Genomic DNA, 22,144 nt, shown 5'->3' with positions numbered 1-22,144 from the left:
CCCCAGCATTCGACTCACTCTCGCTCCGTGGTTCGTCTGTTTGGCAGCGACCCTGGCCACGCTGATGGCCCCTTTATCTGTGTCGGAATCCACCGGCGCCGAGCCATTCCGACCCGAGCTTCAGGCGTCGCTCGAGCCTGTCGTGCCGCTGGAGGATGGCTGGTCGAAGCCGCCGATGATGTCCCGGACCCGCTGCTGGTGGTGGTGGATCAATGGCAACGTTACGAAGCAGGCAATCACCCGCGACCTCGAAGCAATGCGTGCGAAAGGCATGGGCGGCGCCAACGTTGTCGACGCGGCTCACGCGAGCAGCGGCCAGAACATTAAGCCGAAGCACGGCCCCGACTTTGCCTCGCCAGAGTGGGTCGAATTGTTTGTTCATGCGTTGCATGAGGCAGACCGGCTCGGCCTGGAACTCGGTTTCAATATCCAAAGCGGCTGGAACCTTGGCGGCCCGACCGTCACTCCCGAACAGTCCGCCAAGTCGATCGTGTGGACCGAGTCCACGATCGACGGCGGCCAATTCATCCGCACCGATATCAAGCAGCCGCAGAGCCGCCTTGGCTTCTACCGCGACGTCCGACTGCTGGCGGTCCCGCTGCCCGAGGACAACTCGCCGCTCGCCAAGATCGACAACTTCGAGCAGAAGGCCTACCACCGCTACCCGGGGCACTTCACCGCGGTCGACGCCTCGCACCTGCTCGAGTTCGGACACGGGGACGCCAACGAGGCGACGATCTCCCACGACGCTATCCTCGATATCACCGATCGACTGGACGGCGACCGGCTAACCTGGCGGGCGCCCCCGGGGAAGTGGCTGGTGCTCCGCTTCGGCTACACCCCGTCCGGCGCGAGGGTCTCGACCTCTAGCGACGGCTGGAAGGGGTTGGCGATCGACTACCTCGACGCCGAAGCGTTCCACCACTACTGCGACGACGTCCTCTCCCCGATCCTCGAGGCGGCCGGCCCACTGGTGGGCCGCTCGCTCCGGTTCCTCCACACCGACAGCTGGGAGCTCGGCCCGGTCAACTGGACCGCCGCCCTGCCGCGGTCGTTCGCCGCCCGCCGCGGCTACGACCTGACGCCCTACCTGCCGACAATCGCCGGCTACGTTGTCGACGACCGGCAGACCTCCAACCGCTTCCTCAACGACTTTCGCCGCACCCTCGCCGACCTCATCGCCGCCAACAACTACCAGGCGTTCGCCGACTACGCCCACCACCGCGGCGTCGGGATCCACCCGGAATCGGGCGGGCCGCACGCCGCCCCGGTCGACGCCCTGCTCAACCTCGGCAAGAGCGACATCCCCATGGGCGAGTTCTGGGCTAGTTCCCAGACGCACCGCGTGCACGACTACGAGCGGCTGTTCGTCAAGCAACCCGCGTCGGCCGCCCACATCTACGGGCGGCGGCTGGTGATGGCCGAGGCCTTCACCACCATTGGCCCGCAGTGGCAGAAAACCCCCGCCGACCTCAAGCCGGATTTCGACCGCGTCGCGTGCGAGGGTCTCAACATGGTGATGTGGCACACGTTTCCCTGCTCTCCCCAAGAGGAAGGCCTGCCGGGCATCGCCTACTTCGCCGGCACGCACCTCAACCCGAATGTCACCTGGTGGCGCCAGGCCGACGGCTTTCTGGGCTACCTCAATCGCTGCCAGTTCATGCTCCAGCAGGGTCAGCCCGCCGCCGACGTGCTCTACTTCTACGGCGAGAACATCCCGAGCTTTGTCCGCCTGAAGGCAGAAGACCCGGCCCACGTCCTGCCCGACTACGACTACGACGTCGTCAACGCCGAGGTCCTCCGCAGCCACGCCCGCGTGGAGAACGGCCGCGTCGTGCTGGACGGCGGCGCCCGCTACGAGGTGCTGGCTTTGCCGCCGAGCGGCCACTACGCACTCGCCACGCTGCAGGCGGTCGCCGAGCTCGCTCGGCAGGGCGCCACCGTGGTTGGCCCGCGGCCGTCGCACCCCTACGGGCTCGGCGACGACGAGCCCTTCACCGAGTTGGCCAACGCCTTGTGGGACGCTGGTCACATCGCCGACCGCCCCGCCCGCGATGCCCTCGCCGGGCTGGCGATCGCCGCCGACTTCGCGGTAGACTCCCCCAAACAGGCCGGCGAGCTCGACTACATCCATCGTCGAACCGACAACGCCGATGTCTACTTCGTCACGAACCGCTCGCCGGAGCCTTGCGCGCCGAGGTGCCGCTTTAGGGCGACCTCCGACCGGCCCGAGATCTGGGATCCGGTGACTGGCGACATCCGTGCGCTCGCGGCCGAGCAGGTCGAAGGCCGCACCCGAGCGGTGGTGGAGCTCGCCCCGTACGGTTCCGCATTCGTTGTGTTCCCCCGCGACACCGCCATTACCTCTCCAAAAAAGACACGCCCCCAACCGACCACCACCGAGGCCACCCTGGCGGGCCCCTGGCAGGTCCGGTTCGACCCACGGTGGGGCGGCCCTACAGAGGCCGCCTTCGACCAGTTGTCCGACTGGTCCCGCGCGGACGATCCCGGCATCCGCTACTACAGCGGGGCGGCCGTCTACCGGCAGACCTTCGAGTGCCCCGCGGTCGACGCCAGGCGTCCGCACTGGATCGACCTGGGGCGGGTCGAGTGCTCCGCCCGCGTCACGCTCAACGGTCAGGAGCTGGGCGTCGCTTGGACGCCGCCGTTCCGCGTTAGCACCCGCGACGCACTCCGCAGCGGCGCCAACGAGCTGGTGGTGGAGGTCGTCAATCTGTGGCCCAACCGCCTGATTGGCGACGCCCAGCCCGACGCCCCCCAAACCTACACCAAGACCAACATCACCCGCTTCGACGCCGACTCGCCGCTCGAGCCTTCCGGACTGATCGGCCCGGTGAAGATCTTGAGCGGCGCCGCGCAGTGACACTCACGGCAGTGATGCTCCGAGTCGGAAGGTCTCGCCGCCCTGAGCGGTGACTTTTGTCCCTGAATTCCGGAAACGCAATCATAGGGACAAAAGTACCCTCTGATGTCGCCCCTCGATCGCCGCAAAGTCTTTTCATTCCAGCAGTTACCACATCGACTCTCTAATCATTTCCGCTGACTTTTGTCCCGTTGGTGCGCTACTCGGGACAATAGTCGCCCTTGGAACTGCGCCCAACGCAAGCCCGCCGTCTCCTGCGTCGCAAGCATCGGCAGAGCAGGCCGCCGCGTCCTCCTATTCGAACGCGCTGTACAGCTCTTCTCTACAGGAATCTGCCGGGAAAGTTGTCTTCGCGATCCGACCCAAGAGGTGATACGAACCAGCACTAAGCGAGCCCGGTCTGCCACAAGAATGGAGGCCGGGCTCCGAGGCGTTTCTTTCGTAGCCACGCCCGCATCGGCTGTGACAGTTTCTCGCAGGAAACCGCTGCAAGAGCTCCGGCTGAGAGGGAACTCAATCCGCTCTGGGCGTCGCGGCCAGCAGAGCGAACCGGCCGCAGAAATAAATCCTGCGCAGGCGGCAGCCGAACTGAGAGAGAGGCGCGGCAGAGAATCATTCGACACCGGTCCGCCCCGGCGGTGGCCGGGGCGGAAAGCAGCGTCGAGCAGCACGGTCGGCGGCGACCAAGAATGACTCGTCCCGCCGAGAGCAGCCGAGGAACTCCGGGCCCCTCTGGCGAGTTCATCGCCTGCCGGCTACCCCACCGCAGAGCGGCGGGGAAACAACGTCAGTCGGACTCAAGCCGCACCTCGGGCAGGTGCGTCCCGTGAACTTCCATCAGCTGGTTGCGGGTGCCACTCAGGCGTTCGGCGATCGTGAGCGCCGTCATCCGCATCAGTTCGAAACCGAACTTGGTGTGCGATTGGCAGTAGTCGAGCAGTGCGCTGCCGTCGATCTTCAGTGCGGTGACTGCTGTGTTCGCGCAGGCCATGTCGGTCAGGAGGCGCCGCTCGAGCACACTCGACCAGCCGACCAACTCGCCGGCACGGGCGACGCCGATCTGCCGGCAGGCAGAGATGGCGTCGCAAACCACCAAGGAGACTTCGCCGTCCACAATCACGTAGACGTCAGACGCCTCTTCATTCTGGCGGAAGAGAACAGAGCCAGCAGGGATCTGAACTTCTTCACAGAGCTCTGCAACCTGCTGCAGCTCGTCTTTGGGAACGGCAGAGAATACTTTCAGGTTCTTCAGGGAATCTGCCGTAACTTGAGCGGACATGATCATCGTATCGCTAGGGTAGGACAACTTAAAAACAGCGGTTCAGAACGCCTGAATCAAGCATCAATTTTTATCGGGAATGACAGCGCCAATCCCTACCCCAAGGATAGCCTGCGCCGCGAAACCCAACAAGACTCGTTGGGCGCCCTGCGTAAGCTGGTCAACCGGACCGAGGGCGTATTGAATCGCCCCGCGAGGAACGATCAACGAGGCAGCGGTTTTCGGAAAACGCCGTGTTCGGCTCCTCCGCAGCCGGCCCGCAGACGATTACAATTTAGGGAACTTTTCTGCCGTTAGCCGCGCTGCCATCGCCAATTGCCAGTGGCCGCGTAAACAATTCAAACCATCGATGTACAGAATCCTCGAAGCGAGATTTCTGGCGCCGGATGTAAAGCTTCTGCGGCTCGAAGCTCCGCGGGTCGCGAAGATGCGACAGCCGGGCCAGTTCGTCATTGTCCGCGTGCACGATCAGGGGGAACGCATCCCGCTGACGATCGCCGACTCCGACCCCGAGACCGGTTCGGTCACGATTGTCGTGCAGGGCGTCGGCAAGACGACCAAGATGATCAACCAGCTCGACGAGGGCGACGCGTTGCTCGACGTGGTGGGCCCGCTTGGCGCGGCGTCTGAGGTCGAGGATTTCGGAACCTCGGTCGTTATCGGCGGCGGGGTGGGAACCGCCATCGCCTACCCCACGGCGGTCGCGATGAAGCAGGCCGGCAACCACGTCATCAGCATCCTCGGCGCACGCAACCGCCAGCTCGTGATCCTCGAAGAAGAAGTACGCGCCACCAGCGACGAGCTCTTCGTCATGACCGACGACGGCAGCGGCGGCGAACAGGGCTTCGTCACGACCAAGCTCCAGCAGCTGCTCGACGACAAACGGGAAATCAACCACGTGCTGGCGATCGGCCCGGTGCCGATGATGAAGGCCGTGGCCGAGGTCACGCGACCGGCCGGCATCCCGACCGTGGTGAGCCTCAACCCCATCATGGTCGACGGGACAGGCATGTGCGGCGGCTGCCGGGTGCTGGTCGGCGGCGAGACCAAGTTCGCCTGCGTCGACGGCCCGGAGTTCGACGCCCACCTGGTCGACTTCGAGACCCTCGTCCAACGCAACCGCATGTACCGCGACCAGGAGCGGGCGGGCCTGTGCCAACTCGAGATGGCGCACCCCAAGGTAGGACCACAGCACCACCCGTAGGCGTTGCGTGCCGGCATGCCCCGCCGGTCACCGGGCCGCTTACCGCACCTCAGAGCGATCAAGAACCCCTCCGCCGGCCTCTCTGAACCGTCGCCGGACCCCAGCAACAGCGCGACCCCATGGCCGATAAACTACCCCCCAAACAGCGGACCAAGATCCCCCGGCAGGCGATGCCCGAGCAGCCGGCGCTCGAGCGGGCCCGCAACTTTGCCGAGGTTAACCTCGGCCTCGACGCGGCCGTTGCCGAGAAAGAGGCCCAGCGGTGCCTGACCTGCGCCGACCCCAAGTGCAGCCACGGCTGCCCGGTCGGCGTCCAGGTGCGTGAGGTGGTCGACCTGGTCCGCGATGGCGACTACCTGCGGGCGGCGGCCAAGCTCCGCGAAGACAACGTGCTGCCCGCGGTGACCGGGCGGGTCTGCCCGCAAGAGAACCAGTGCGAGGGCGCCTGCATCCTCGGCAAGCGGTTCGCGCCGCTCGCGATCGGGCACATCGAGCGTTTCGTCGCCGACTACGAGCGCGCGACCGGTGAGATCGGCCTCCCGGAACCCGCCAGCCCCACCGGCAAGAAAGTGGCGGTCGTCGGCAGCGGCCCCGCCGGGTTGAGCTGCGCCGGTGACCTCACGCTCAAGGGGCACGAGGTCACCGTGATGGAGGCCCTGCACGAGCTCGGCGGCGTGCTCGTCTACGGCATCCCCGAGTTCCGCCTGCCGAAGGAGATCGTGCGGAACGAGATCGAGAACATGCGGAAGATGGGCGTCAATTTCGAGACCAACGTCGTGGTCGGCAAGTCGGTCACGATCGACCAGCTGATGAACGACGAGGGCTACGACGCGGTGTTCATCGCCACCGGGGCCGGCCTGCCGAAGTTCCTCAACCTGCCCGGCGAGCACCTCGGCGGCGTCTACTCCGCCAACGAGTTCCTGACCCGAGTTAACCTGATGAAAGCGTACGACCCCGAGCACTACGACTCGCCGGTCTACACCTGCCGGGACGCGGACGTGGTCGTGATCGGCGGCGGCAACACCGCGATGGACGCCGTCCGCAGCGCGCTGAGGCTGGGAGCCAAGAGCGCCTCGATCATCTACCGCCGCGGCGAGGCCGAGATGCCCGCCCGCAAGGAGGAGCAGCACCACGCGCGGGACGAGGGAGTGACTTTCCTGACGATGCACAACCCGCTGCAGTTCCTCGGCAACGACCAGGGGCTGCTGACCGGCGTCGAGGTCCAGCAGATGGAGCTGGGCGAGCCCGACGGGTCGGGCCGCGCCCGCCCGATCCCGATTGCCGGCTCCGAGAAGGTCGTGCCGGCGAGCGTCGCGATCGTGGCGGTCGGCACGGGGGCCAACCCGCTGGTCCAGTCGAGCACGCCGGAGATCAACACCAACAAGTGGGGTTACATCCAGGCCGACGACGACAACCTGCGGACGTCCAAGCGCGGCGTGTTCGCCGGGGGCGACATCGTCAGCGGCGCCGCGACCGTCATCCTGGCGATGGGCGCCGGCCGCACGGCGGCCGCCTCGATCCACGAGTACCTGACGACCGGCGACTGGCCAACGGCCGAGTAGCGGTGGTCGAAGGCCGCCGTGCTACGCCCGGTTGAAGTCCGCGGTGTAGTCGATCAGGGCCTGCATGTAGTTGGCCCGGCCAAGCGTGCTAGGGTCGGGGCAGTTGGCCATGCTCATGCTCCCCTTCACCTGCGAGACCGACTCGAATTCGTACTCCTCGAACAGCGTGCGGAGCTCGTCGAGCATCACAGTGGCGTACCCCACGCCCCGCCTGAGCAGCGTGGTGGCGACCATCGCCACGTCGGCGCCGGCCAGGATTAGCTTCGCCAAGTCGTGGGCGTGGTGGACCCCACTGGTCGCCGCCAGTGAGAGTGTCAGCTGATCGCGGAGGATCGCGATCCACCGCAGCGGCAGCCTCATTTCGTGCTCGGCGCTGAGCACCAGGTCGGGCTGGTACTTGAGCGTGGTGAGGTCGAGGTCCGGCTCGAGGAACCGGTTGAACAGCACCACGCCGTCGGCGCCGGCCAGCATCAGCCGGCGGACCATGCTAGGGATGCTGGTGAACTGCGAGCCGATCTTCACTGCCAGCGGGATGCTCACCGCGTTCCGGACCGAACCCACGAGGTCCTCGTACCTGCGGGCGACGTCCTCGCCGGACATCTCGCAGTCGGTCGGGACAAAGTAGATATTGAGTTCGAGCGCGTCGGCGCCGTTGTCCTCCATCCACTTCGAGTAGCGCGCCCAGCCGCCGTCGGTGTGGCCGTTGAGGCTCGCGATGACCGGGATCTCAAGCTGCTGCTTGGCCTCGGCGACCCTGCCGATGTGCTTGGCCGGGTCGGAATCGTCGAGGCCTAGCTCGGGAAAGTAACTCAGCGCCTCGGCGAACGAGTCTGCCTGGTAGTTGTAGAGCTGGTGGACCTGGTTCTGGTTGTGCTCGATCTGCTCCTCGAAGAGCGACGGCAGCACCACCGCGCTGACGCCCGCCTCTTGCAGACGCAGCAGGCTCTCGACCGAACCGGTCAGCGGGCTGGCCGACGCCACGAGCGGGTTCTTGAGCTCAAGGCCCAGGTACTTGGTCGTCAGGTCGATAGACATGGTTGACTCGCTACGCCGAGGTTGCTGCGGGTTGCACGGAATCACTACTCGCTCACGCCGGCGGGAGCGATCTCGCGTTCGACGCCGGCCATCTGCTCGTAGTAGTGCCACTGGTCGTTGATGTCTTCCTGGGCCTGGGCGAACAGCCGCTCGGCGGCCTCGGGGTTCGACCGGGCGAGCATCGCGAACCGCGCCTGCTGCATCGCCAGCTCCTTGAACGGCTTGCTTGGCTTGCGGCTGTCGAGCCGCAGCGGCCGGCTCTCGAGGTGGGCCTCGCGGGGGTCGTAGCGGTACAGCGGCCAGAAGCCGGTCGCCACGACGTCCTTCTGCTGGGAGGTCGCGGTCGTCATGTTGATGCCGTGGGCGATGCAGTGGCTGTACGCCAAGATCAGCGATGGCCCGCGGAAGCTCTCCGCTGCGGCAAACGCCCGGATAGTCTGGGCCGGGTTGGCACCCATCGCGACCTGCGCCACGTAGACGCTGCCGTAGGAGACCGCCAGCATGCCGAGGTCCTTGCGGCGGGTCGGCTTGCCGCCGGTGGCGAACTTGGCGACCGCCGCGCGCGGCGTGCTCTTGGAGGCCTGGCCGCCGGTGTTCGAGTAGACGCCCGTATCGAGCACCAGGATGTTGACGTCGCGTCCTGAGGTGAGCACGTGATCGAGGCCGCCGAACCCAATGTCGTACGCCCAGCCATCCCCGCCGACGCACCACACGCTGCGCCGCACCAGCACCTCGGCCACCGCGGCCAGCGTCCGGGCGTCGGGCGAATCGAGGCCCGACAGCTTCCGCTGCAACGCCGCCACGCGTTCGCGTTGGGCGGCGATCTGCTCTTCGTTTTCTTGCGGCGACTGCAGCAACTCAGTGGCGAGGGTCTCGCCGATTTCGCCCGCCAGCCGCCTGACCAGGGTCGCCGAGCACTCCTGCTTGGCGTCCACCGCCAGCCGGAGGCCGAGGCCGAACTCGGCGTTGTCCTCGAACAGCGAGTTGTTCCAGGCCGGGCCCCGCCCCGCGGCGTCGGTCGACCACGGCGTCGTCGGCAGGTTGCCGCCGTAGATCGACGAGCACCCCGTGGCGTTGCCGATCAAGAGCCGGTCGCCGAACAGCTGGCTCATCAGCTTGAGGTACGGGGTCTCGCCGCAGCCGGCGCAGGCGCCGGAGAACTCGAACAGCGGCAGCAGCACCTGCGACCCCTTCACCGACTCGTGCGTCAGCTTCGACCGGTCGAACTCGGGTATCTCAACAAAGTAGTCCCAGTTCAGTCGCTCGCGTTGCAGGCAGGCCTCCTTCGGCTCCATGTTGATCGCCTTGTGCTTGGCGACCTGCTTGCTCTTCGCGGGGCAGACGTCCACGCACACGCCGCAGCCGGTGCAGTCGTCCGGCGCTACCTGGATCGACATCAGGCTGCCCGGCAAGTCCTTCCCTTTCCAGCCGCAGCTCACGAACCCGTTGGGGGCGTCGGCGACCGAGTCGCCACTGAACGGCTTCATCCGAATCGCCGCGTGCGGGCAGACGAGCGTGCACAGGCCGCACTGGATGCAGATCTCGGGGTCCCAGATCGGGATCTCGTGCGCAATGCTGCGTTTCTCCAGCTTGGCGGTCGCGGTCGGGAATGTGCCGTCGACAGGCATGGCGCTTACGGGCAGCAGGTCGCCCCGCCCGGCGATTAGCGCCCTAGTGACGCGTTCGACAAAGCCGTCGGCGCCGCCGGCCGGCTCCCAGGCAGGGCCTGCGTCCTCTTGCGCGTGGACGGGGGTCGCGACCTCGTGCAGCGCGGCGATCGCGGAGTCGACCGCCTGGAAGTTCTGCTCGAGGACCGTGGCGCCACGCTTGCCGTAGGTCTTGCGGATAGCGTGCTTGATCTCCTCAATGGCCTGCTCGCGCGGCAGCACGCCGGAGATGGCGAAGAAGCAGGTCTGCATCACGGTGTTGATGCGGTTGCCCATGCCGGCCTCGCTGGCGACCCGGTAGGCGTCTACGACGAACAGCCGGATCTCTTTGGCGAAAATCTCGTGCTGCGTCTCCGGGGGCAGGTGGTCCCAGACCTCTTCGGCGGAGTAGGGCGCGTTCAGCAGGAACACGGCGCCCGGTTGAGCCGACTGCAGCACGTTCATCTTCTGCAGAAAGTCGAATTGGTGGCACGCCACGAAGTTGGCCCGCTCGATCAGATAGGTCGACTGGATCGGGCGGGGGCTGAACCGCAGGTGCGAGACCGTGACCGAGCCGGCCTTCTTAGAGTCGTAGACGAAGTAGCCCTGGGCGTAGAGGTCTGTATTCTCGCCGATGATCTTCGCCGAGTTCTTGCTCGCGCCAACGGTGCCGTCGCTCCCCAGGCCGTAAAAGACGGCGCGGGTCACGTCGTCCGCTTCGGTGCAGAACTCGCTGTCCCAACGCACGCTGGTCCCGCCTACGTCGTCGTGGATGCCGACCGTGAAGCGGCGTTTCAGTGATTCATCGGCCATCCCTGCGAAAATGGCCGCCACCATCGCGGGTGTGAATTCTTTGGAACCCAAGCCGTACCGCCCGCCAGCGATCTTGGGTGTCGGCTTGCCGTTATGGACCTCCGTCCAATGCTCCGCGACAGCGGTTAGCACGTCCTGGAACAGCGGCTCGGCGGCAGAACCGGGCTCCTTGGTCCGGTCGAGCACGGCCAACTTCACGGTAGTGGGCGGCAGTGCCGACAGCAGAGCCTCGGCGCAGAACGGCCGAAACAGCCGGACCTTCAGGAGTCCGACGCGCTCGCCCCGCTTGTTGAGCTCATTGATTGTCTCCTCAACGGCGCCCGCGCCAGACCCCATGATCACGACCACGCGGTCCGCGTCCGCCGCGCCGACGTAGTCGAACAGCCGGTAGCCGCGGCCGGTAGCCTGGGCGAACTGGTCCATCACCTCCTGCACGACGCCCGGCGTGGCGTCGTAGAACGGATTCACGGCCTCGCGGGCCTGGAAGAAGACGTCGGGGTTCTGGGCGGTGCCGCGGAGCACCGGCCGGTCCGGGTCCATGCAGCGCCGGCGGTGTTCGTGGATCAGGTCCTGGTCGACGAGCGCGGCGACCACCTCGTCGGGGATCTGCTCGATCTTGTTGACCTCGTGCGAGGTGCGGAAGCCGTCGAAGAAGTGCAGGAATGGCACGCGAGTCCGGAGCGTGGCCAGGTGAGCAATGAGCGAGAGGTCGTGCGCCTCCTGGACGCTCGCCGACGCCAACATGGCCCACCCTGTCATGCGGGCCGCCATCACGTCGCTGTGGTCGCCGAAGATCGAGAGGGCGTGCGTCGCCACGGCGCGTGCGGTGACGTGGATCACCGCCGGGGTCAGCTCGCCGGCGATCTTGTACATGTTGGGCAGCATCAGCAGCAGCCCCTGCGACGCGGTGAAGGTCGTGGTCAGGGCCCCGGCCTGGAGGGCACCGTGCACGGCTCCGGCAGCGCCGGCCTCGCTCTGCATCTCGATGACTTGGGGCACGACGCCAAACAGGTTCTGCTGCCCCTGCTCGCTCCACGCGTCGGACAGCTCCCCCATCGGGGACGCGGGCGTAATCGGGTAGATCGCGATCACTTCGCTAAGCTTGTGGGCAATCCGCACTGCGGCTTCGTTGCCGTCGACCGTGATAAATTTACCACCGCTCATCGATAGATCTCGTCCGGAGAGGGCCGCGGGACATCCGAGGTTGCATGAACTCCCACGCATGGGCGAATTGCGTACCGCGAACGCCGAAAACGGTTTCTGCTGAGAAGCCCCCGCGGGTCGCCCCATGCTGGGGGGCGCCGAGCACTCAGAATCCCCGGCGGGGCCGCCGCACGACCGTGCGGTCTAGCACACCGGAGGTAGAAGAACGAGCCAAACCCGCACAACTGCAGCGAGGGTAGCGACCCTCGACGCGCCCGCAGTTCGTCACGGTCAAAAGGCCGCGGCCGTTAAGATTGGCGCAAGACGAGGCCGCAGGACGCGGCGGGCAATCCAGTTATGAGCAGCGCTTCGTTAGTGCTCTTTGATCGACGCCATGCTCAACGACCGTACCTTCGAGCGGTAGCGGTTGGGGGTCGTCTGCAGCTCCCGCCGGAAGACCTGCACCATGTAGCTTGCGGAGCTGTATCCGGCGACGTCCGCGATAACCGGCACGGGGTGGTCGGTCTCTTCGAGGAGCCGCCGGGCGTGGTCGAGCCGCATGTTCTGGATCTCGACCGCGATCGACTTGCCGGTGCTGTCACGGAACAGCTTGTCGAGCTCGCGTCGACTCATACCGCAATGCTCGGCAACCAGATCGGCATTGATCCGCGACCCTCGTGACCGCTGGATGTGCGCCATCGCGAGCGCGACATGCTTGTTGCCGACACTCACCAAGTCGGTCGACTGGCGAGTCTCGACCCGCAGCGCGCTGACGTTGATCCGGCGCGGCTGGTTCCGCCCCTTCTTCATCATCTTGTCCAGGTGGGCCGCCGCCTGGTAGCCGCCCTCGACGCCATTGAGCACCACACTCGAGAGGCTCGGGCTGCAGAGTCCGCATAGCAGGCTGTCGTTGTCGACTCCCACCACGGCGACTTCTTCTGGCACCGACGCGCCCGACCGACGGCAGGCGTCCAGGACGTGCAGGCCGTGCTCGTCGTTGCAGGCCATGATGCCGATTGGCTTCGGTAGCGATCCGATCCACTCCGCCAGCCGCGGCATCTCCCGCTCCCACCTGCCGATCGCCGCGACGTGCTGCGGGTCGTACACGTGGGTCTCGTAGCCCTCGCCGCGGATCCGCTTGACAAAGGCCGCCTCGCGGCGGTCTGACCAGACCACGCCCGACGCCCCGACGAACGCAAAATGTTCGAAGTCCCGCTCGATCAGGTGCTCCGCGGCGAGGGTCGCCGCCTGGCGGCTGTCGACGCTCAGGTTGCTGAACTTCGAGAGCGGATTGCTCTTCTCGAGCTGGCTGTCCTCCATGTCGAGCGCGACCGTCGGGAGGTCGGCGTCTAGCAGCTGCTTGGAGATCTCGCCGCTGGCAAGTCTCGCGAAGATGCCGTGGCCCCGCCAGTACTCCCACAGCGGCGCGGCCTGCGTGAAGTCGCCTGGCGTCAGATGAAAACTCCAAGGACCATGCAGCGCCGCGTAGCGGGCGATCCCGGTCGCGACGTCACGCCCGTAACCGCGTGCGGTCTCGATCAGCAGGGCGACTTGGGGTGGTAGTGACATCAGATTGAAACTAGAGGGCGAGTGCTTGCAAAGTGACACCAGAAGCGTAGCCTGCTTCTGCGGTAAACGCGATTATTACGCCCATTCTTGCCAGTGCGGAACCGCTAAAACCGCAGCCAACGCTCAATAATCCCTTTGCTGCCAAGCCGTCAGCGGCCCCTCCGGCACGAGCGTCCTGAGAGGGCTCGCCTGCGTGTTCGTCATAGCCGTTGCGACCGGGCGCTGGCGCCGCGTGAACCACTGGCCGCGCGGTGCAGAGCCACAGACGATAGCGTTCTGCAGCCTCCATCCTAATCAACCGCCTTCATCAAACGCACGTCGTAGATCCCGCCCGCCATCGACCCCGGTTTGGCCTGGAACTTTACGGTGATCTCGGTGGCGCCTTCGAGCAGCCGGGCGGGGATCGGGTAGTCCACGTCGACGAACTCGTCGGGGCTAGGCGCGTCGAGCGCAACCGAGGCAATCACCTGGTCGTTGACGAGGATTTCGAAATCCCGGCGGTCGGAGCCAAAATAGGCGACCCGCAAACGGGCGTCGGTTTGGCCGTGGGTCTCGAGCACGTAACTGAACCAGCCGTCTGCGTGGCGGAAGCTGCGGTCTCGCCAGACGCCTGTCGAGTTCGCTTCGCCACGGAACTGGTGCTCCACCTCAGGCTGCTGCTGCCCGGGGGTGACGCGATCGAGCGTGGCCTGGTCGAGAGCCGCTTCCAGACGCTCCGCCTCGCGTCGGGCGTTTAAGAGGCTCTGGTACTTGGCCGGCGTCGTCCGCTGCCAGTAGAGCATGTACCTGGCGTCGTGGACCTGAAAGAACGGCACAAGCTGCAGTCGGTCGAAGCTGTTGGGTCGGACCGCGGCGGCCAGGGTGAAGGCGTTCGGCGCGTCGGGGACCGGCTCGACAAGCGCCGCGAGTTCGCCCTCCTCGGCCACCACAACGGGGACCTGATCGGCGGGCATCAGCTCGCCGCTGGCGATGTGATCCATCCGCCCATCCCCGGCTATGAGGCCGTCGAGCTCGTCGCGGCTCAGCTCGGCCGCCAGCACAATCGGCCCCTCTCGGAAGGCGACGTACTCGGGCAGGTAGGGCAACGGCTCTACCGTGACCGTCATCGGCAACGCCACGCTCACAATATCCCCGTCCCGCCACTCACGATCCAGCGTCACATACGACGCGCCATCGCCAGCGATCTCGGCGGACTCGCCGTTCACCAGGACCTCGAAGCCCCCCTGCTCTACCCAGCCAGGCTTCCGGATCTTCAGAGCAAAGGGCGTCGGCCGTTCGAGCGATAGCTCCAACTCGGTGCGATCAGCCTGTGGGAAATCGGTCCGCTGCGTTAGCACCACCTCTTTCTCGGCCCACTCAACCCTCGAAGCGACAAACAGGTTGACGAACAGCTCCAGATCGCTGTGGGCGTAGACGAATGTACCGTGGCGGCTGTGGTTCTCCATGCCGCTGCCGACGCAGCACCAGAAGCACTCTCCCGGCTTGGAGTAGACCCGGTAGTGCCCCGGCCGCGCCGGAGTGAAGTAAACGTAGCCGCCGTGCTCGGGATGCTGCGACGACAGGATGTGGTTGTACAACGCCCGCTCGTAGAAATCGGCGTACCGCCCCTCCGGCGACTGCTGGAATAGCTGCTCGGTGAGCCGCAGCATGTTGTAGGTGTTGCAGGTCTCGGGGCCCTCGCGGCGCGTCACAAAGTCGGACGCCTGCCGCGCGGACGGGAAGTGCTCCGCCACACTGTTGCCCCCGATCGCAATCGACCGGTCGCTCACGACCGCGTCCCAAAAGGTCTGGGCGGCTCGGTGGTACTGCTCGCCGCCGCCGATCGCGGCGATCCGCTGAAACCCGATCACCTTCGGCACCTGCGTATTGGCGTGCAACCCATCGAGACGGTCTTCGCCGTTGGCCAGCGGGTCGAAGATGAAACGGTGGCTGAAGCGTTCCGCGAGCCGCAGGTAACGATCCTCGCCCGAGATCGCCGCAACGTCTGCTAGGACCTCGTTGATGCCGCCGTGCTCACACCGCAAGAGGTCTTGGATCTGGGCGTCGGTCAGGTCGCTGAACTCACGGTCGAACCAGTCCGCCAAGTCCAGCAGCACCTGCTTCGCCTGGTCCACTTCGCCCACCAAGTACGCGTCGCGCAGGCCGGCAAAGGTCTTGTGCAGGTTGTAGATCGGAACCCACGAACCATTGAGGCTGAACCCCTCGGCGGCGATCTTGCCCGCGTGGATTTGCTCCCACAGGCGGTCGCTGTCCGGCACCCCACCGACGTAGCCGTCGCCGTTGGCCTGTTGGCACCTGCCCAGCTCACTAACCATGTACTCGAGTCGCTGTCGACATTCGGCGTCGTCCAGCGATGACGCGGTGTTCGCCAGGGCGCTAAGGTAATGGCCGGCGGTCTGCCCCCCCAACCCAGTCGACTCCCAACTCGGATAGCGGTCTGCCTTGGGGTCCAAACCCGCTTCCGCCAGGAACGGGGCGAGCAGACGGTCCGGGTCGTAGCTCAATAGGTGATTGCGGTTGAGCCTGACCGAATGCAAAAACGGTCCATTCAGGAGCCGCACGTTGCGAAGCTCAAAGAACTGTGTTGCGCGTGCCTCAACGGGGACAGCCACACAAGACGCCACGCCCCCAAAAACCACGAGCAGGCAGCACAATAAGCGTTGCATTGACGCAAAACTCCGGGAATGAGAGCAGACGCTGCGACTGCTGCGGCAGCAAGAGAAAAGCCACCTTAAGTATAACGTAAACGCGCCTGATCTAGCTCCCGGGCGATCGCAGGAGTGCGGACTTGCGCTAATTCTAAATTTCCCTGGCCATTCCTGGTCGTCCTACTCAAACTGATACACAGGGCTGCTACGCGGATCCTTGCGCACCTAAAGACCTCAACAGGTCCACCACCAACGAGCGTGATCGATCGGCGCCTCGTCTTGCCTCATTCGATTTGCAGCGGCATTAAACACCGCTTGTAGAGATCGGGGCCGGGCTGCCTCGATTCCCGCATTAAACCGCAAAAGAGCCCTACAGTGCATTGCGACGCACTCAATGGACGCAATGCCGCAGGCCGGGCGGCGTAACGCGGCAGTTGGACAAACACCCGTAGTGCATTCGTCCGCAAGCGGGGACGAATACTGCAAAACGGGCTTCAAAGGCTTGCGTGACTACCCAAGCGTGCATAAACTGCAGTTGCTGCTTTTCTAAATCCTTATGAGCTTTTGCACCTCTCTTCTCTAACCGCCTGTCGGGTTGTCAACTCGCCTGACGGGCCACCCGAAGAATTCGCCTCAGGGAGCTACGAATGTTTGCTTTCGCGCGCTGTCGCACATCTCTGGTCGGACCTGCCCTGTCCACTTTGCTGGCGTTTGCCGGCGTCGCCTCGGAATCGCAGGCGGTCATCACCCATCAGTACCTTTTCAATAGCGGCGATGGTTTGACCATCGTCGATAGCGTTGGCACGGCCAACGGCTCGGCGCTTGACGGCGCCACAGTCAACGTCGCCGACAGCCGTCTGGTGCTCGACGGCGTCTCCGGTTACGGCGCGTTGCCGGGTCCCGACATCGCGGTGAACACCTACTCCGCCATCAGCCTCGAGTCTTGGTTTGTCCAAAACGGCAACACCAATCAATTCACCTTCCTGGCCGGCTTCGGCCGCACGAGCGAAGGCCTGAACGGAGAGTCCGCCAACCTCGGCTACGACTACCTGATGCTGCAGCCGACCCGCGGCCCCGGCGACCAGGGCAGCCGCGGAGCCATCTCGTTCGGCACGTTCGACGGCGAAGTTGGCGTCACCGACGGCGCCCGCGACCTAAACGACGGCCAGCTGCACCACGTCGTGATGACGGTCGATGCGACCGACCTCGCCTACTACGTCGACGGCATCCAGATCGGCACCGCCCCGCTTTCCGATGTGCCCGACGCCTCGCTGGCGAACGTCAGCACCGACCTTGCCTACCTCGGCCGGGCGCTCTACCCGGACCCGTTCTTCGAGGGCTCGATCTTCGAATTCACCGTCCACGACAACGCCCTTTCCGCCACCGACGTCGAGACCCGCTTCCAGAGCGGCTGTATCGCCGGCTGTGGTGAGCCCCTGCAGTTCGTTGTGGACCGCGACACGGGCGTCGGAACCTTCACGAACGAGCTGGCGATCCAGAACATAGTCGCGTACTCGATCTCGTCGGCCGCCGGCGCGATTGACACCGCCAACTGGGCCAGCGTCGCAGACAACGGGGACGCCGACAGCGGCGGCTCGATCGACGCCGACGACGTCTGGCAGCTCGGCGCCACGATCAACTCGACCGAGATTAGCGAGACCGACCCGATCGGCGGCGGCGGCCCGGACGACGGATTCGGCGTTGGCGCCGACGTCAGCCTGGGCGCCCTGTGGACCAAGTCGCCCTTCGAAGACCTCACCGTCAGCGTGACCACGTTCGACGGGATTTCTGAGGCGACCTTCGAACTGCCCGTGACCTTCACCGGCAACGGCGGGGCCGGCTTCAGCCGCAGCGACCTCGATGTCGACGGCGACATCGACGCCGACGACTACGCCACGCTGATGGCCAACCACCTCCAGACTCTGGCGGGGACCACCGCGGTCGAGACCTTCCCCTTCGGCGACATCGACGGTGACCTCGACAACGACTTCAGCGACTTCCGCCTGTTCAAGAACGACTTCATCGCCGCCAACGGCGCGGCGGCTTTCGCGGCCCTCGGCGCCGTGCCCGAGCCGTCGACCGCGCTGCTGGTGGGCCTGTCGGCCTTCGGGCTGACGGCGTGCCGTCGCCGCAGCTAGTCGGCACAGCGGTTTGATCAATTGATTCTGCATTCATTCGATACAACACCATTTCCTGGAGTAAGCCTCGTGAACGCCCCGCAACGTTTGATGTTTGCCTTAACCGCCACGCTTGCAGTGTGCAGCGTCGCCAACGCGGCCACGGTCGCCTACTGGGACTTTGAGGACGGCACTGCCGGCCAGGAGTTCACCCCGGTCGGTGACGCGAACGGCAGCGGCGGTTCGGTCGACACGGCCAACGGCATCCTGATGCGTGGCTACAACGAAGAGTTCGGACCCAATTTCACGTCCGCCACTTCGGACCTGACTGGCCTGGCGATGGACCTCGTGATCGGCGTGGCGCCAAACACCACCTCGGACGGCTACGTTACCGAAGGCGCCCTGCACGGCTGGTCGCCCGAGCAGTGGACCATTGAGACTCAAGTCATGCTCCGGGATGTCAACGGCTGGCGGACCATGGTGGGTCGCGACGGCTCCACCCAGAGCGAGCCGGAATCGGACTTCTACCTGGTGAAGAACGGCATCGACAACCAGTTCCGCCTGAACTACGACACCGTGGGTGGGCAGCGTTGGATCCTCGATGGCCAACCGGCCGGCGGCGTGCAGCCCGATACATGGTACGGCGTCGCGGCTACGAGCGACGGGCAAACCCTCTCCCTCCTGATCAACGAGGGCGAGGGCTACCAGGTAGTTTCGACCCTCGACATCACTGCTCAAACCGTTGCGGACAACGCGATCCCGAACTCGGCCCTCAACTGGACCTTCGGCCGAGGCTGGTACAACGGCGGCTTTGTCGACCATGTCGACGGCATCATGGACAACGTCCGGTTCAGTGACGTCGCCCTCGGCGCCGGCGACCTGATCCCACTGGCTGTTGTTCCTGAGCCGGCCGCGGCGGTCCTCATCCTGCTGAGCCTGCCGCTCGCCGCCTGTCGGCGTCGCTAGCCGCCCGATGGCGAGAGTCTTTCCAGCGATAAACTACTCCTGCTTAACGAAGCTTGCACCAACTCTTCTCGTGGAGACGAATAAATGACGAAGCACTCCCCCAGCTCCAGCACCGCGGCCAAGCTGCGATGGGCGGCTGCGGTCGCCCTGCTGCTCGGCCTCGCGCCGAGTGTCCACGGCCAGAACGTCGCCCTGTGGAACTTTGAAGACGGAACCGACGGCGCCGAATTTACTCCGCTCGGCGAAGCCGACGGCTCGGGCGGTTCGACCGACACCGTCAACGCAATTTTGATGCGGGGCTTCAACGAGCAGTTCGGCCCGAGCTGGACCAGCCAGACCCCGTCGGGCAGCGGCCTGGCGATGAATCTGGAGGTTGGCGCCGGCGACCCGAACACCACCTCGGACGGCTACGCCACCGAGGGCGCCCTGCACGACTGGACCTCGCCTACCTGGACAATCTCGACAGATATTCTGCTGCGCGATATTGCCGGCTGGCGGACGATGATTGGCCGTGATGGCTCGTCGGTGGGGTCCCCCGAGTCGGACTTCTACCTGGTCAAGAATGGCATCGACGACCGGTTCCGGGTGAACCTAGTTACCTCCGGTGGCGAGCGGGCGATTGTCGACGGCGCCCCTGCGGGCGGTGTCCAGACAGACACTTGGTACAACGTCGCCGCCGTGAGCGACGGGACCACACTCGGCCTGTTCGTGGATGGCGAGCAGGTTGGCTTCCACACCTACCAGGGCGAGGGCTCCGCAAACGACTTCATGTCGTCGGCCCTTAACTGGACATTCGGACGCGGCTGGTACAACGGCGGCTTTGTCGACCACGTCGACGGCATCATGGACAACGTGCTTGTAACCACCGATGTGCTGTTCGAGACCGACATCTCGACCCCGCTCGAGCTGCAGATCGACCCGGTCACCGGAGAGGCGCGCCTGAAGAACACCAGCACCGCGGACATCTCGATCGACTACTACCGGGTCGACAGCGCCAACGGCTCGCTGCTGACCGCCGACTTCAACGGCACGACCGGCTGGGACTCGCTGAGCGACCAGGGCCTCGACTCGATCGGCCCGGGAACGGGTGAGTCGTGGGACGAGGCAACCGTCGCCCTGTCGGCCAGCCGCCTTGTGGAGCAGTTCCTTTCGGGTGACACCACCATCGCGCCCTACAACAGCGTTTCGCTGGGCGTGCCGGTGAACCCCGCGTTGCTTGGGGCGATGGGCGACATTGAATTCCGCTACGCGCCTGCGGGCGGCGCCCTGACGCTGGCCACCGTGACGATCGGCGCGTTCGTCGACGACCTGCCGGGTGACTTCAACATGGACGGCACGGTCGACGCGGCCGACTACACCGTTTGGCGGGACAACCCCGGGACCTACACTCAGGCCGACTACGACACTTGGGCCGCCAACTACGGCGCCACGCTCAACGTGGGCGGTGCGGCTGGTGCGGTCCCCGAGCCGACCGCGTTGCTGTCGGTCGCCGCGTTCGGTTGCCTGGTTGCCGCCCGCCGGCGCCGTCTTGGCTGATTCGTTAATCGCACTGTCAAAGAGAGAGATGATGATTCCTAGCTTTCGGAAACATCCAGCAGTTAGGCGGCGCCGCGGAATTGGGGCAGACCGCGGCGTCGCTCTACTGCTTGTCGTGCTGGCGATGGGCTGCGGCCAAGGAGCCACCACGAGCCTCTCGGGTACCGTGACGATCGGCGGCAAGCCGATCCCTGCCGACGCGGAGGCCACCATCGGGTTCATCCCCGAGGGAAAAGCCCTCGCCGACGCCGTGTCGGCTCCCATCAACGGGGGTAAGTACCAAGTTACCGAGGTGCCGGTCGGGCCCAACAAGGTCGTGTTCAACATCGAGCGTCCCGTCGGTCCGGCCCGCGTCAGCGAGCGCACCGGACAAGAGTACCAAGAGAAGAGAAGCATTGTGCCGCCGGGCAAGGCGGCGGGAATCGAAACGGAGATCCCCGCCGGCGGCGGACAACAGGACTTCGACCTTTAGCCCCCTACTAGATAGCACAGGGAAGACACCCGGGCGACTCGACTCTCGAGCCCACGCCTGCTAGTTCTGCCCACTCGCGAAGGAGCATGTGGATGCGAGTCAATCACAAGAAAACGGGTTTCACCCTCGTCGAGCTGCTGGTCGTAATCGCGATCATTGGCGTCTTGATCGCGCTGCTGCTGCCGGCGGTGCAGGCGGCCCGCGAAGCGGCCCGGCGGTCGCAGTGCATGAACCAGCTGCGGCAGTTGTCACTGGCGATGCTCAACTACGAGTCAGCCCGAGGGGGCCTGCCCCCGATGGCCAAGGCCTGGAGTGGAGCTAAGCTGCAATCTCTCTACGCTGCGGGGCTTGGCCCTCCCACCGCAACCGGCTGGTACGACGACCACGGCTGGTACATCCCCGTGATGCCCTACATCGAGCAATCGCAGCTTGCCGACGTCGGCAACCCAGACGCCTCGCTGAGCCACGCCAGCAATTACCCTGTGCGGACCGCGTTCATCAGCATGTTTGCGTGCCCGTCGGATATCGGCCTGCAGCGCAACGAGTGGAACAGCCAGACGTGGGCCCGGGTTCGATCCAACTACGTGGTCAATGCTGGCAACACCGTCTATGGCCAACACGATATTCTCACAACTAACGCGGGCTGCGACGCCTGCACGGCATACAAGAATGCTGGGTTCCCCGTTGTCACCGCCGGCGGCGGCCCGTTCATTCCTGAGAAGGTCGGCAAGATCAGCAAGATCCTCGACGGCACTTCCAACACCATGATGATGGCCGAGGTCGTTGTCCTCCCCGAGAACGGCAATGCGTGGGGCGGCCCCTACTCAGACGCACAATCCGCGCTTGGCGGACAGACGTTTACCGGGGTGAATGCTCCAAATTCGCAAAACCCGGACGCCCTAGCGCGGCAGGGAGAGTGGTTCGGCGGCGTGAGTGGCGTTTGGCAAGACGCCAATCTGCCAGTCAATCCGCTGTCGGGCAAGCCGAGCGCTCCTGCTAGCTTCCCGCAAGGCGGCGGGCGCGGCGGCGTGACGGGGGTTCCCGCGTCTGCAACGGTAGACAACCCAGGTGGCACCAAGCAGCAGCACATCGCGGCCCGCAGTCGGCACCCTGGCGGTGTGGTTGCTTCGCGATGCGACGGGTCGGTTACCCTCATCACCGACGGCATCGATATCATTGCCTGGAACGCGATGACCTCGGCCCGCGGCGGTGAAGTCGTCACCACCGATCAGTAGGCCCGTCGCCCGATTTGCAACTTGCGGAGGCGGCC

13 protein-coding genes are annotated in these 22,144 nt (G+C 65.4%); 8 read left to right on the top strand and 5 right to left on the bottom strand.

From position 1 onward, the window contains the following. The first annotated feature begins 64 nt into the window (after positions 1-64). Positions 65-2,884, top strand: coding sequence for a glycosyl hydrolase (locus Pla123a_RS15665; RefSeq protein WP_197528013.1), 2,820 nt, complete (start codon positions 65-67; stop codon positions 2,882-2,884). A gap of 787 nt (positions 2,885-3,671) precedes the next feature. Here Pla123a_RS15665 and Pla123a_RS15660 read toward each other — a convergent pair. Beyond that, on the bottom strand, positions 3,672-4,163 hold the full coding sequence (locus tag Pla123a_RS15660; RefSeq protein ID WP_197528012.1) for a Crp/Fnr family transcriptional regulator: 492 nt from the start codon (positions 4,161-4,163) through the stop codon (positions 3,672-3,674). Between the two features lie 349 nt (positions 4,164-4,512). Here Pla123a_RS15660 and Pla123a_RS15655 point away from each other — a divergent pair, with 349 nt between their 5' ends. Beyond that, the gene (locus tag Pla123a_RS15655; RefSeq protein ID WP_146588613.1) at positions 4,513-5,367 is read left to right on the top strand and encodes a sulfide/dihydroorotate dehydrogenase-like FAD/NAD-binding protein; all 855 of its coding nucleotides are present in this window, start codon (positions 4,513-4,515) and stop codon (positions 5,365-5,367) included. A gap of 119 nt (positions 5,368-5,486) precedes the next feature. Continuing rightward, positions 5,487-6,929 carry an NADPH-dependent glutamate synthase gene (gltA, locus tag Pla123a_RS15650; RefSeq protein WP_146588611.1) on the top strand — a complete coding sequence of 481 codons (1,443 nt, stop codon included), beginning with the start codon at positions 5,487-5,489 and terminating at the stop codon, positions 6,927-6,929. A gap of 21 nt (positions 6,930-6,950) precedes the next feature. Here the strand turns inward: gltA and Pla123a_RS15645 are convergent, their stop codons facing one another. The 4 genes from Pla123a_RS15645 to Pla123a_RS15630 form a co-directional block, all read right to left on the bottom strand. Beyond that, a complete protein-coding gene (locus Pla123a_RS15645) occupies positions 6,951-7,964 on the bottom strand; it encodes a dihydroorotate dehydrogenase-like protein (RefSeq protein WP_146588609.1) in 1,014 nt (337 codons plus the stop codon). Positions 7,965-8,008: 44 nt separating this feature from the next. Further along, positions 8,009-11,587, bottom strand: coding sequence for a pyruvate:ferredoxin (flavodoxin) oxidoreductase (gene nifJ / locus Pla123a_RS15640; protein ID WP_146588608.1), 3,579 nt, complete (start codon positions 11,585-11,587; stop codon positions 8,009-8,011). A 351-nt stretch (positions 11,588-11,938) separates the two neighbouring features. Then, a complete protein-coding gene (locus Pla123a_RS15635; protein WP_146588606.1) occupies positions 11,939-13,135 on the bottom strand; it encodes an AraC family transcriptional regulator in 1,197 nt (398 codons plus the stop codon). A gap of 290 nt (positions 13,136-13,425) precedes the next feature. Continuing rightward, positions 13,426-15,801 (bottom strand): glycoside hydrolase family 127 protein, encoded by a 2,376-nt coding sequence (locus Pla123a_RS15630; protein WP_146588603.1) that lies wholly within the window; start codon positions 15,799-15,801, stop codon positions 13,426-13,428. A 629-nt stretch (positions 15,802-16,430) separates the two neighbouring features. Here Pla123a_RS15630 and Pla123a_RS15625 point away from each other — a divergent pair. The 5 genes from Pla123a_RS15625 to Pla123a_RS15605 all read left to right on the top strand — a co-directional run bounded on the left by Pla123a_RS15625 (position 16,431) and on the right by Pla123a_RS15605 (position 22,109). Next, positions 16,431-17,921 (top strand): LamG-like jellyroll fold domain-containing protein, encoded by a 1,491-nt coding sequence (locus tag Pla123a_RS15625; protein WP_146588745.1) that lies wholly within the window; start codon positions 16,431-16,433, stop codon positions 17,919-17,921. A gap of 90 nt (positions 17,922-18,011) precedes the next feature. Next, positions 18,012-18,866, top strand: a complete 855-nt coding sequence (locus Pla123a_RS15620) for a LamG domain-containing protein (RefSeq protein WP_146588602.1) — start codon at positions 18,012-18,014, stop codon at positions 18,864-18,866. 84 nt (positions 18,867-18,950) lie between these two features. Beyond that, entirely contained in the window at positions 18,951-20,402 is a 1,452-nt protein-coding gene (locus tag Pla123a_RS15615) for a LamG domain-containing protein (RefSeq protein ID WP_146588600.1), read from the top strand. 31 nt (positions 20,403-20,433) lie between these two features. Continuing rightward, positions 20,434-20,874: a hypothetical protein gene (locus Pla123a_RS15610; RefSeq protein WP_146588598.1), complete on the top strand. Its 441-nt coding sequence runs from the start codon at positions 20,434-20,436 to the stop codon at positions 20,872-20,874. Positions 20,875-20,966: 92 nt separating this feature from the next. Next, positions 20,967-22,109: a DUF1559 domain-containing protein gene (locus tag Pla123a_RS15605; protein ID WP_197528010.1), complete on the top strand. Its 1,143-nt coding sequence runs from the start codon at positions 20,967-20,969 to the stop codon at positions 22,107-22,109. Positions 22,110-22,144 lie beyond the last annotated feature (35 nt).

Source organism: Posidoniimonas polymericola, from assembly GCF_007859935.1.
GTDB classification, from domain to species: Bacteria; Planctomycetota; Planctomycetia; order Pirellulales; family Lacipirellulaceae; genus Posidoniimonas; species Posidoniimonas polymericola.
Note: the sequence above shows the minus strand (reverse complement) of the source record. Positions and strands in the feature narration are given on the sequence as shown.